Raw genomic sequence first — 12,994 nt, 5'->3', positions numbered from 1 at the left:
TAAATATTTTAAAATATTTATTTTACTTTCAGCATTTTGTAAATAATCAAATCCTCGGCTTATTCAAACCTCTATCGTACAAAACAATACTTCCTGCAATGGAAACATTTAAACTTTTTTCCGATTTAAATTTGACTAAATGATGGCATTTTTCCATGGCGTTTTTGGTCATACCGTGGTCTTCTGCGCCTAATAAATACACACAACGTTGCGGATGATGAAAGGTTTCTAAATCTACAGCAGAATCGTCAAGCTCTACACCTACTAATCGCGCTCCTTTTGGTAAATTTTGGTAAAAAGCTTCAAAGGTATCGTAGTGAAAATATGGAATCATTTTAACGGCATTATGTGTGTCGCAAGCTTGTTTCGCATAGCGTTTTCCAATCGTAAAAATAAAACTGGCACCAAAATTTTGAGCCGTGCGCCAAAGCATTCCCAAATTTTCAGGTGTTTTCCCGTTTTGTATGCCTATTCCAAAGAATTCATTTATAAAATTGTCATTCATGTTATGTGGTAATGTAAATCGTAAATCCCAAATTAAATCATTCTTTGCAACTCTTTCTTATTGGTAATGGTAATTTTTTTACCTTGTAAAGTAATCCAACCTTCTTTATTAAATTCAGATAATAATCGAATACAACTTTCTGTTGCAGTACCTATCATTCCAGCAATTTCTTCACGAGACAATTGTAATTTTAAACTGCCGTCTTCATTACTTCCGAAGTCGGCTTCTAATTTCAATAAAGTTTCTGCTAAACGTTGTTTTACAGTTTTCTGAGCCAAATTCACCATTCCGTCATCGGCATCTTTTAAATCGCCACAAACGGATTTCATCATGTTTAATGAAAACTGATTGTTCTCATTAAAAAATTGCAAAATTTCTTGTTTCGGAATAAAGCAAACATGCATATCTTCAATGGCAACTGCACTCAAATTGGTAGATTCTTCGCTAATTAACGAACGTTGACCTAATAATTCACCTTTTTTAACCAATTTCACAATTTGGTCTTTTCCATTATCGCTTAACTTAGATAGTTTACAAACACCGTCTTTAATACAATAAATTCCGTTTAAAGAATCACCTTCATCAAAAATGGTCTCGCCTTTTTTAACAACGAATGAAGTTTTACAATCAGCCATTCGCAATAATTCATCCTTATTCAATGCTTTTAAAGCACTAAATTCTCTTACTATACATTGTTCGCATTTACTCATCTGGAAAATTAATTGAAGTCTGTACAAAAATACGAATTTGTATGACAATTATCATATTTTACTTATAAACAATATTTGACCTTTGTTTTAGGTAAAATGAGCATTATTATGGACAATAAAAATTGTTTCCATTGTGGTAAAGAATATACTACAAGAGAAGAAATACAATTTGACGCAAAATCATTCTGTTGTGTGGGTTGCAAAACAGTATATGAAATTTTTAGTCAAAATGATTTAATTTGTTATTATGATTTTCAATCGGCTCCAGGAGCAACTCCACAAGAAATTAAAGGAAAATATGATTTTTTAGATGATGAAAAAATTCAATCTAAACTATTAGAGTTTCAAGAAAACAACACGCATATTGTTTCCTTGTACATTCCACATATTCACTGCAGTTCATGCATTTGGATTTTAGAAAATTTACAAAAACTGCAGAAAGGAGTAAGCACTTCTCAAGTCAATTTCACACAGAAAAAAGTGAGAATTACGTATAATGCTGAAATAACTTCTCTAAAAGAAATTGTAAATTTACTATCTTCAATTGGTTATGAACCTTATATCAGCTTAGAAAATTACGAAACAGGCAAAAAAGAAATTGATAGAAGTTTAATTTACAAACTAGGAATTGCTTTTTTCTGTTTTGGAAACATCATGCTTTTATCGTTTCCAGAATATTTTGAAGTGGACGAATTTTGGATTAACAAATACAGAAATTTCTTTAGAACTTTAATCTTCTTTTTATCCTTACCATCTTTTTTATATTCGGCAAGTGGTTATTATATTTCAGCTTATAAAAGTATCAAATCGAAAATGCTAAACATTGATATTCCTATCGCTTTAGGAATTATTGTGATGTTTGTACGAAGTGTGATTGATATTACTTTCAATTATGGTCAGGGTTTTTTCGACAGTTTAACAGGATTGGTTTTCTTTATGTTATTGGGAAAATTATTTCAACAAAAAACCTACGATTTCTTGTCTTTTGAACGCGATTATAAATCGTATTTTCCAATTGCTGTTTCCTTAGTTAGTCCAGAAGGAAATGAAAAGCCTTGTCAGATTTACGATATTGAAAAAGGCGACCGATTAATGATTCGCAACCAAGAATTAATTCCAGTTGATGGAATTTTAATTTCTCCAAAAACGTCTTTAGATTATAGTTTTGTAACAGGTGAAGCCATTCCAATTGAGAAAAAATCAGGCGATAAAGTCTTCGCAGGTGGAAAACAAATGGGCGGAATTATTGAAATGGAAGTGTTGTTTTCAGTTTCGCAAAGTTATTTAACGCAATTATGGAGCAACGATGTTTTTCAAAAGAAAATAGATCAAAAACACAAATCGATTACAGATAATGTCAGTCAGTACTTCACTCCTGCTCTATTATTATTGGCATTTGGCTCACTTATATTTTGGTTGTTCATCAATGCTTATATCGCTTTTAATGTTTTCACAGCAGTGCTAATTGTAGCTTGTCCGTGTGCCTTAGCATTAACGGCCCCTTTTACTTTAGGAAACGTATTACGAATTATGGGAAAGAACAAATTGTATCTGAAAAACGCTCAAGTCATTGAACAAATGGCGAAAGTAGATACAATAGTTTTCGATAAAACTGGTACGATTACCTCATCTTTAAAATCAAATATTGAATATGTTGGCGAAACGTTATCACAAGTGGAATTTGCAAAAATTAAAAGCATTGTTCGAAATTCAAATCATCCGTTAAGTCGAAAATTATACGAATTTTTACCGCAATCACAAGTTGCTGAAATTTCAAATTACGAAGAAATTGTTGGTAAAGGAATGTTGGCTACGATTGAAAATACGTCATATAAAATTGGTTCGTTACAACTAATAAATAATTCTGAAATAATCGAAGAAGACAAAAACACAAAAGTGCATATTGAAATTGATAATGCATACAAAGGTTATTTCGTATTCAATCACCAATATAGAGAAGGTTTACACGATTTGTTTTTCGAATTAAATTCAAATAACTATCAAACGATTGTACTTTCAGGAGATAATGATGGTGAAAGAGAATTCTTGAAAACCATATTACCAGAATCTACAACATTAGTATTCAATCAGAAACCCGAGCAAAAACTAGAATTCATTGAAAAACTTCAAAAAGAAGGTAAAAATGTCATGATGGTTGGCGATGGTTTAAACGATGCTGGAGCTTTAGCACAAAGTAATATCGGAATCGCACTTTCGGAAAATGTAAATGTATTTTCTCCCGCTTGTGACGGAATTATGGATGCGTCTCAATTTCAAAAATTGTTTCATTACATCCAATATTCTAAAAATGCAATGAAAACCATTTATATGAGTTTTGTCTTGTCTTTACTATACAATGCAGTTGGGTTAACTTTTGCCTTATCAGGTGAACTTTCTCCTTTGTTTGCAGCGATAATTATGCCGATGAGCGCTATAACCATTGTGAGTTTTGTAACTATATTAAGTAAGTTTTATGGTAAAAAAATCAAGTAATTAGGGATAAATTATAAGGCATAAGCAATAAATGTTTGTGTAAAAGTGTGTTTAAAAACTTATGCCTTGTCCCTTTTAACTTCCAGTTTTAAAAATAAATCCAATACATGACAAATGTCATATTTATTGAATCAGCACTAATCTAACTTTGTTTAAAACTTATAGAGGTATGAGTATCATATATTTTCTTATAACCATTAGCATCTTAATTGCCATTGTGTTCCTAATTACTTTCATTTTAGCCGTCAGAAACGGACAATTTGATGATGATTATACACCTTCCGTACGTATGCTATTTGACGATGAATTAAAAAAAACTAAATCTAAAACTAAATAAATAATCAGTAATTATGGAAATGCAACAATTTCGTTATGATAATAAAATCGTTCGTAATTTTATTTATGCATCACTACTTTTCGGAGTAGTAGGAATGTCGGTAGGATTACTAGTAGCGTTCTTTTATCTTTTCCCAAATTTAACAGACGGAATTCCGTGGTTAAGTTATGGAAGATTAAGACCTTTACACACCAATGCAGTAATTTTCGCCTTTGTTGGAAATGCGGTTTTCGCTGGAGTCTATTACTCACTTCAACGTTTACTAAAAGCTAGAATGTATAGCGACTTTTTAAGTCAAATTAACTTTTGGGGTTGGCAACTTATCATTTTGGGCGCTGCTATTACATTACCAATGGGAATCACCACTTCAAAAGAATATGCCGAATTAGAATGGCCTTTTGATATAGCAATTGCTTTGGTTTGGGTCGCTTTTGGTATCAACATGATTGGAACCATTATAAAACGTAGAGAACGTCATATTTATGTAGCCATTTGGTTTTACATAGCCACTTTTGTTGCTGTAGCTTTATTACATATAGTAAATAGTATTGCAATTCCAGTTTCATTAACAAAAAGTTATTCTGTTTATGCTGGTGTTCAAGATGCTTTAGTGCAATGGTGGTACGGACATAATGCGGTTGCGTTTTTCTTAACTACACCTTTCTTAGGTTTGATGTATTATTACTTACCGAAAGCCGCGAACAGACCAGTTTATTCTTATCGATTATCAATTATTCACTTTTGGTCTTTAATTTTCTTATACATCTGGGCCGGACCTCATCATTTATTGTATTCAACTTTACCAGATTGGGCACAAAATTTAGGAGTTGTGTTTTCAATTATGCTTATCGCTCCATCTTGGGGTGGAATGATTAATGGTTTATTAACTTTAAGAGGCGCTTGGGATAAAGTAAGAACAGATGCAGTTTTAAAATTCTTCGTAGTTGGAGTTACAGGTTACGGAATGGCCACTTTTGAAGGTCCAATGTTATCACTTAAAAATGTAAATGCTATTGCGCATTTTACAGACTGGATTGTAGCTCACGTTCACGTTGGTGCTTTAGCTTGGAATGGTTTCATGACATTCGGTATGATTTATTGGATTATCCCAAGAATTACTAAAACGAAATTATATTCTGAAAAATTAGCCAATTTTCATTTCTGGATTGGAACACTAGGTATCATTTTATATGCTTTACCAATGTATGTAGCCGGTTTTGTGCAATCATTAATGTGGAAACAATTTAATGAAGACGGAACTTTAATGTATGGGCAATTTATGGATACAGTAGTTGAAATTATGCCTATGTATGCGATGCGTTCAGTCGGAGGAGTTTTATACTTAGCTGGAGTTTTAGTTGGAGTGTACAACATATTCAAAACGGTAAAACAAGGTTCAGCAGTTGAAGATGAAGAAGCAGAAGCAGCAGCTTTACCAGTTATCGCATCAAGCAGATTAAGAAACGAAAAAGTACACGCTTGGTTAGAACGTAAACCGGTTCAATTTACCATATTAACAGTTTTAGCAGTTTCTATTGGAGGTTTAATTCAAATTGTTCCGATGTTAATTGTGAAATCTAATATTGCAACCATTACAAGTGTAAAACCTTACACACCATTAGAATTAGAAGGAAGAGATTTATATATCCGTGAAGGTTGCAACAACTGTCACTCACAATTGGTTCGCCCATTTAGAAGTGAAGTAAAACGTTATGGAGAATCATCTAAATCTGGTGAATATGTGTATGATCATCCTCATTTATGGGGTTCAAAAAGAACGGGTCCAGATTTAATGAGAGTCGGTGGTAAATATCCTCATAGTTGGCACTTTAGTCACATGTGGAATCCGCAAGCGACAACGACAGGTTCTATTATGCCAGCTTACAAATGGATGTTTGATAATAAAAAAATGAAACATGATGACATTCAGAAAAAAATGAGTGTGATGAAAATTTTAGGAGTTCCCTATACAGATCATGACATCGCCAATGCTTTTACAAGTATTGAAAAACAAGCTACAGAAATTGAAAAAGGTTTAGAAACAGATCCGAATTTCTCTAAATCATATGCAGCAAGTAAAGAAAAAGCAAAACTTACAGGTGAAAAATTTGTCCAAATGAGAGACAGAGAAATCGTAGCCTTAATTGCTTACTTACAACGTTTAGGAACTGATATTAAAGTTAAAAAATAAAAAGATGTTAAAATTTGTCAAACACAATTTGGAAGGTATCAACGGAGTAGAAATATACCCGATAATATCTTTAGTAATTTTCTTTACCATTTTTGTTTCATATATGATTTATGCCTTATCATATAGTAAAGAACAAGTGAAAATTATGAGTGAATTACCTTTTAACGAAAATTAAAAATTAAGATGATGAGAAGATATATTCCAGTATACGTTAGGTTTCCATTTTTTTATGCAATGGTTTTTGCTTTAACTGAATATTTTATTGATTCTGGTGACAGACCAGCCTTTTTAAAATATCCAATTGTGCCAATAATACACCTGTTTTTAATATTCATGTTTATCACAGTTGAGATAATTATGAAAGCCTTAGACAGTATTTCTTATCATTTACTAACAGCTGAGGATAAAGAAATATTTGATATTGAAAGTGTAAAACCTTTTACACAATCAGCATTTTACAAAAAATGGATGTTTAAAATTTCGGCTTTAAAACCAATTGAAAACGAAAAAGACATTCAATTAGATCACGATTATGATGGTATTAAAGAATTAGACAACGGTTTACCACCATGGTTTACAGGATTGTTTTATGCCACAATTGTGTTTGCATTAGTTTATTTAGTTCGTTTTCATGTTATTGGAGATTATACTCAAGAACAAGAATATGTAATTGAGAATACTTTAGCTGAGAAAAAAGTAGAAGAATACAACAAAACAGCCCCAGATTTAATGAATATTGATAAAGTAACTCAACTTACCGAAACGTCTGATATAGCGGAAGGAAAAGCGATTTTCACAACAAATTGTGTTTTATGTCATAAAGCAGATGGTGGTGGTGCAATTGGTCCAAACTTAACAGATGCCAACTGGATTAATGGTGGTGGAATTAAAAATTTATTCAAAACTATTTCTGAAGGTGGCCGACCAGGAAAAGGAATGGTGGCTTGGAAAGAAAGCTTAAAACCAACTGAAATTCAAAAAGTGGCGAGTTATGTGATGTCCTTACAAGGTACAAAACCAGCAGCAGGAAAAGCGCCTGAAGGTGAAGTTTGGAAAGAAGGTGGTGCAGCGAAACCAACTACAGCAGATGTAGCAGTAACGGATACAATTGCAAAAAAATAAATAATAACAATTTGGGTGTGATAAAATATTACACCCAAATTTGTTCCAGCAGAAATGCAAAATACAAAAAGTGATGTCAAATATAGAAGATGATAGTTTCCGAGATTCCATCGGAACCATAAACGAAAAAGGAAAAAGAAAGTTCATTTTCCCAAAAAAACCTCAGGGTAAGTTTTATGAAAGAAGAAAATTACTAAGCTATGCTTTATTAATTCTTTTACTGTCAAGTCCGTTCATAAAAATTAACGGCAATCAGTTCTTATTATTTAATGTTTTAGACAGAAGATTCAATATTTTCGGAATGCCATTTTGGCCACAAGATTTCTATTTAGTTGTGGTTTTAATGATAACTGGAGTAGTTGGATTAACCTTATTTACAGTAGCCTTCGGTCGTATATTTTGTGGTTGGTTTTGTCCGCAAACTATTTTCATGGAAATGGTTTTTAGACGAATTGAGTATTGGATAGATGGCGATAGAGGTGCACAAATGAAACTCGACAACCAAGAATGGAATGCCGAAAAAATAAGAAAACGTGCTTTAAAATGGACGGTATTTTTAATCATTTCATTTATCATTGCGAATGTATTCTTGGCTTATTTAGTAGGAAGTGATACGCTTGAAGCGATGGTAATTGAGGGACCATTGAGTAATGTAAAAACCTTAATTGTTTTATCCATTTTTACAGGTATTTTCTATTTCGTATTTACCTGGTTTAGAGAACAAGTTTGTATTATCGCTTGTCCTTACGGAAGATTACAAGGCGTTTTGTTAGACAATAAATCGATTGTTGTGGCATACGATTATGTTCGTGGAGAAAACGAAAACGGAAGAGCCAAAATTAAAAAAAATGAAGACCGACAAGCTTTAAAATTAGGAGATTGTATCGATTGCCATCAATGTGTAAATGTGTGTCCAACCGGAATTGATATTCGTCACGGAACACAATTAGAATGTACCAATTGCACCGCTTGTATGGACGAATGCGATTTGATGATGGAAAAAGTGAACTTACCAAAAGGTTTAATTCGCTTTGCAAGTGAAGTGGAAATTACCAAAAAGGAAAAGTTCCAACTCACCACCAGAATGAAAGGTTATATTGCGGTTTTAGTCATATTAACCACAGTTATGATTTCAATGATTTTATTACGTACTGAAGTGGATACCAAAATCTTACGATTATCTGGTCAGTTGTATGAAGAAAAAGGAAAAAATATCAGTAATGTGTACACCTATCGAATTATTAATAAAACAAACGACAATTTAAAAAACATCACATTTAAGTTAATCAATCCGAAGGAAGGAACTCTAAAATTAGTTGGAAATCCTATTCTACATGTGGAAAAAGCAAGCGCAGCAACTGGAACTTTATTTGTTGAAATTCCTGGCGTTTTGTTAGAAACCGATAATACAAAAATAAATATAGAAGTGTGTCAAGGAAATAAAGTGATTCAAACCATATCTACTAATTTTCTTGGTCCGAGAACGTTTAATTAAAATCAAAAATCATGAAGATAAATTGGGGAACAGGAGTAATCATAGGCTTTGGAAGCTTTATGACTTTTATACTATTTTTTGTGTTTTTAGTACAATCTAACTCAAAATACGATAACGAATTAGTTGCGGACGACTACTACAAACAAGAAAGCAAAGTGCAAAGTGATATTGAAAGTCAAACGCTTTCAAACGCTTTGAAAACTAAATTAAAAATAGAAAAAACAGCTGAAGGATTACAAATTATTTTCCCTGCAGATATCGATTATAAAAAAATAACTGGAACTATTTCCCTTTACAGACCGTCTAATCAAAAGTTGGATTTTGAAACGAAAATTTCTTTATCAAATCCAATAATGCTCATACCTAATCATAAATTGGTTGGCGGTCTTTGGGAAATATCTATAAATTGGAAAGTTAATGAGGTTGCTTATTTAAATAAAGAAACAGTCTATTTTTGATTTGGGATTTGGTATTTACGAAATACGATTTTGTATTTACTAGATACGAATGGGAAATGGCCGAAGTGGCTTTTCTAAACATAGAAACCGATTATTTTTGATTATTTTTAAATAGTACAAACCTCAAATATTAGCCACGAATTCGCTAATTTTTATTATTGCACAATTCGAATGAATTCGAATTTTCATCAAAGATGAACAAATTATATCGAACAGAATTCAATTTTAATTCGTGAATTCGTGGCAAAATTTATTTTTTTTTTAATAACTATTCACTTTTCACTAATCACAATTCACTTAAAACAATGCTTTATTCTGCACTCATATTCGGATTTATTAGTAGTTTACACTGCGTAGGAATGTGCGGTCCAATTGCATTGATGATTCCTGTAGATAAAGATAATGTGGTTAAAAAATGGTTGCAAATTAGCACCTACCAAATCGGTAGAGTTACCGCTTATACTTCATTAGGGGTTATTTTTGGATTTTTGGGAGCTGGATTTTTCATAGCTGGATTCCAACAACAATTATCAATAATAGTTGGTGTTTTGATGATTTTAATTGCGATAATTCCTGAAAAAAAATTAGCACAATACAATTTCTCAAAACCAATTTATAAAATTGTTTCTGAAGTTAAAACCCAATTAGGACTTCAATTTAAAAAGAAAAGTTACAAATCGTTGTTTTTAATTGGTTTGTTCAATGGCTATTTACCATGCGGAATGGTGTATGTTGCACTATTCGGAGCCATGGCCATGAACAATGTTTTATTAGGAAGTTTATATATGACTTTATTCGGATTAGGAACGATTCCATTAATGATGGTTTTGGTGAATTTCTTAAAAACAACTCAATTTTCATATTACTCAAAATTTCAAAAAATAATTCCAATACTTATTGTTGGTATTGGAATTCTATTTGTTTTGAGAGGTTTCGGATTAGACATTCCTTATATTTCACCAAGTATTTTGCATTTACATATTCAATCTGAAGTGAATTGTCATTAAGTTTTTGCTCGCAAAGACGCAAAGGAATTCGCAAAGTTCGCAAAGTTTTACGATAATTTTTGTCAAGCTGAACTCCTTTCAGCTTCTCCCTAATACACTTAGACCTGACAGGTTTTTGAAACCTGTCAGGTCTATTTTGTAGTTAAACCGTCATAGAAAACAATTCCGTTTGTGGAGCCGCTCTTCGTAACCTTAAATCAAAAGCCATACAAATATTTCTAACATAGGCTTTTCCTAAATCAGTAACGGTTATTTTTTTATCATCAATAATAAGTAAACCATCGTGTTGCATTTCTTTCAATCTTTCTAAAACTTCATATATTTCTTTGAAAAATAACGCTTCATATTCCCAAGAAGTTTCAAAATGACACATTAAATTTAAAATATGTTGTCTGATAATTAAATCTTCATTTGTTAAATGATGTCCTCTAAAAACGGGTAATAAATTCGAATTAATTTTCACATAATAAGCATCTAAAGATTTCTCATTTTGGGCAAAACTATTCCAACTATCACTAATTGAAGAAACACCTAAACCAATCATCACATCTGTTTTTGAAGCCGTGTAGCCCATAAAATTACGGTGTAAATTTTTGTTTCTAAATGCCAAATACATTTCGTCTGTTGGTAAAGCAAAATGATCCATTCCAATTTCTTGATAACCGATTTCTAATAACATTTTCTTTCCTAATTCGTACAATTGTCTTTTTGTATCGCTTTGCGGAATGTCTTCGTCATTAAAACCTCGTTGGCCATTTCCTTTCAACCACGGCACATGTGCGTAGCTGTAAAACGAAATTCTGTCCGGTAATAATGATTTGGTTTTAAGAATCGTATCTTCTACATCTTCTAAAGTTTGAAATGGCAATCCGTAAATTAAATCGTGTCCAATAGACGTGTAGCCTATTTCTTTTGCTAATAAAGTAACTTTAGAAACATTATGAAACGATTGTATTCTGTGAATGGCTTCTTGTACTTTTGGACTATAATCTTGCACACCAAAACTCACTCTTCTAAAACCTAAATTATATAATGTTTGTAAATGTTCTTTTGTGGTATTGTTGGGATGTCCTTCAAAACTGAAAATATAGTTTTCTGCTTTATTTGCCGTTTCGAAAATTCCATTAATCAACAAAGTTAAATTCTCCGTTGAGAAAAAAGTTGGAGTTCCGCCACCCAAGTGGATTTCTTTAATATTCGGCTTTCTAGAAAACAAATCACAATACATTCGCCATTCTTTAATCACAGCCTGAATGTAGGGTAATTCTACTTCGTGACGCTTCGTAATTCGTTTGTTGCAACCACAAAATGTACACAAACTTTCGCAAAAAGGTAAGTGAATATATAAACTAATTCCATCAATTTGGTTACTTACTTTAAACGTTTCTTTTAAATCATGTATCCATTTTTGTTCTGTAAACTTTTCTTCATCCCAAAACGGAACCGTAGGATAACTAGTATATCTCGGACCAGGAACATTATATTTTTGAATTAATGATGTCATCATAATATTTAGAATTTACCTCAAAATTATATCGTTTAGAAGAATTAAATTATGATAAATGTCATACCAGAAACTATTTTGAAACACCACTATCCTACTCTATTAAATTTTTGGCACAGTTTTTAGTAGGTAAATTCATATCTCTTAATCTTAAAAATTTGTTAATGGAACACTATTACTTTTTACTTATTAATCAACCATTAAAAACAAATTTTTATGAACACAAATTTCAAAATTGGAGGCGTAATGATGCTTCTAACACTAGCAATCGCTTGTAACAAAAAATCGGAAGAGAGTATTAGTAAAATGGATTTAGAAGCTGTTTCTGTTGATAGTTCGGCAGTAGCTGACGACATGACCTCCTCAGCAGCGGTGGAAGACAAAAATTCCAAACGAAAATTTATTAGAACGGCTGATGCACGTTTTAAAGTCAAAGATGTGGCACAATCGACATACAAAATTGAGAATTTAACTAAAAATGTAGGCGGATTTGTGACACTTTCCGAATTGAGAAGTACGATTACAGAAAACGATGAAACGCAAGTGAGTCAAGATAGTTTATTGCAAACTACACGTTACGAAGTGAACAACACCATCTCCTTGCGAGTGCCAAACGTGAAATTAGACACACTATTGAGAAGTTTAGCAAAAGAAGTGCAGTTTTTAGATTATCGTGTGATTAAAGCTGACGACGTAAATTTACAATTATTAGCCAATCAATTATCTCAAAAAAGAAATGCTAACACTTCTAAAAGATTAGAAAACGCCATTGACAAAAAAGGAAACAAACTGAAAGAAATTAATGAAGCTGAAGCGAATTTAGCCTCGAAAAAAGAAAATTCTTATACTTCTTACATCAATAATTTATCGTTAAAAGATCAAGTTAATTTTTCAACAGTAACATTAGAATTATATCAAAACGAACAATTGAAATACGAATTGGTTGCCAATGAAAAAAACGTAAATGCGTACCGACCAAATTTAGGCTTACAAGTTTGGGAAAGCATTAAAACAGGTTGGTTCATTTTTGAAGGAATTGTGGCGTTTTTAGTCCAACTTTGGCCAATAGCTTTCTTCGGATTTTTAGCTTGGTTTGGATTCAAAAAATGGAAAACGATTAGAAAAATAGCTTAGTTTAAAGCATAAAAAAACCGTCTCGATAAAATCGGGAC

12 protein-coding genes are annotated in these 12,994 nt (G+C 32.1%); 9 read left to right on the top strand and 3 right to left on the bottom strand.

Annotation, left to right across the window (positions count from 1 at the left end; all coding sequences use genetic code 11):
* Positions 1-46 precede the first annotated feature (46 nt).
* Both BMX42_RS08210 and BMX42_RS08205 read right to left on the bottom strand, forming a co-directional pair.
* The gene (locus tag BMX42_RS08210; protein WP_091312088.1) at positions 47-505 is read right to left on the bottom strand and encodes an RNA methyltransferase; all 459 of its coding nucleotides are present in this window, start codon (positions 503-505) and stop codon (positions 47-49) included.
* Positions 506-537: 32 nt separating this feature from the next.
* Positions 538-1,215 (bottom strand): Crp/Fnr family transcriptional regulator, encoded by a 678-nt coding sequence (locus BMX42_RS08205; protein WP_091312085.1) that lies wholly within the window; start codon positions 1,213-1,215, stop codon positions 538-540.
* A 108-nt stretch (positions 1,216-1,323) separates the two neighbouring features.
* Here BMX42_RS08205 and BMX42_RS08200 point away from each other — a divergent pair, with 108 nt between their 5' ends.
* The 8 genes from BMX42_RS08200 (at position 1,324) to BMX42_RS08165 (ending at position 10,318) form a co-directional block, all read left to right on the top strand.
* Positions 1,324-3,708 (top strand): heavy metal translocating P-type ATPase, encoded by a 2,385-nt coding sequence (locus BMX42_RS08200; protein ID WP_091312079.1) that lies wholly within the window; start codon positions 1,324-1,326, stop codon positions 3,706-3,708.
* 169 nt (positions 3,709-3,877) lie between these two features.
* A complete protein-coding gene (ccoS, locus tag BMX42_RS08195; protein ID WP_091312076.1) occupies positions 3,878-4,045 on the top strand; it encodes a cbb3-type cytochrome oxidase assembly protein CcoS in 168 nt (55 codons plus the stop codon).
* Positions 4,046-4,058: 13 nt separating this feature from the next.
* Positions 4,059-6,236: a cytochrome-c oxidase, cbb3-type subunit I gene (gene ccoN, locus BMX42_RS08190; RefSeq protein ID WP_091312073.1), complete on the top strand. Its 2,178-nt coding sequence runs from the start codon at positions 4,059-4,061 to the stop codon at positions 6,234-6,236.
* Between the two features lie 4 nt (positions 6,237-6,240).
* Positions 6,241-6,411 (top strand): CcoQ/FixQ family Cbb3-type cytochrome c oxidase assembly chaperone, encoded by a 171-nt coding sequence (locus BMX42_RS08185; RefSeq protein WP_091312069.1) that lies wholly within the window; start codon positions 6,241-6,243, stop codon positions 6,409-6,411.
* Positions 6,412-6,422: 11 nt separating this feature from the next.
* Positions 6,423-7,358, top strand: coding sequence for a cbb3-type cytochrome c oxidase N-terminal domain-containing protein (locus BMX42_RS08180; protein ID WP_091312063.1), 936 nt, complete (start codon positions 6,423-6,425; stop codon positions 7,356-7,358).
* A gap of 73 nt (positions 7,359-7,431) precedes the next feature.
* Positions 7,432-8,853 carry a cytochrome c oxidase accessory protein CcoG gene (gene ccoG / locus BMX42_RS08175; RefSeq protein WP_091312059.1) on the top strand — a complete coding sequence of 474 codons (1,422 nt, stop codon included), beginning with the start codon at positions 7,432-7,434 and terminating at the stop codon, positions 8,851-8,853.
* Between the two features lie 11 nt (positions 8,854-8,864).
* Positions 8,865-9,311: a FixH family protein gene (locus BMX42_RS08170; RefSeq protein ID WP_091312056.1), complete on the top strand. Its 447-nt coding sequence runs from the start codon at positions 8,865-8,867 to the stop codon at positions 9,309-9,311.
* A 305-nt stretch (positions 9,312-9,616) separates the two neighbouring features.
* Positions 9,617-10,318 (top strand): sulfite exporter TauE/SafE family protein, encoded by a 702-nt coding sequence (locus BMX42_RS08165; protein WP_091312053.1) that lies wholly within the window; start codon positions 9,617-9,619, stop codon positions 10,316-10,318.
* A gap of 142 nt (positions 10,319-10,460) precedes the next feature.
* Here BMX42_RS08165 and hemN read toward each other — a convergent pair whose 3' ends face one another.
* Entirely contained in the window at positions 10,461-11,825 is a 1,365-nt protein-coding gene (gene hemN / locus BMX42_RS08160; protein ID WP_091312049.1) for an oxygen-independent coproporphyrinogen III oxidase, read from the bottom strand.
* A 213-nt stretch (positions 11,826-12,038) separates the two neighbouring features.
* Between hemN and BMX42_RS08155 the strand changes: the two genes are divergently transcribed.
* Positions 12,039-12,956, top strand: coding sequence for a DUF4349 domain-containing protein (locus BMX42_RS08155; protein ID WP_091312046.1), 918 nt, complete (start codon positions 12,039-12,041; stop codon positions 12,954-12,956).
* Positions 12,957-12,994 lie beyond the last annotated feature (38 nt).

It is taken from the genome of Flavobacterium terrigena (assembly GCF_900108955.1).
In the GTDB taxonomy this organism is placed as follows: Bacteria; Bacteroidota; Bacteroidia; order Flavobacteriales; family Flavobacteriaceae; genus Flavobacterium; species Flavobacterium terrigena.
The sequence above is the reverse complement of the archived record's forward strand: the minus strand, read 5'-3'. Positions and strand labels throughout refer to the sequence as shown.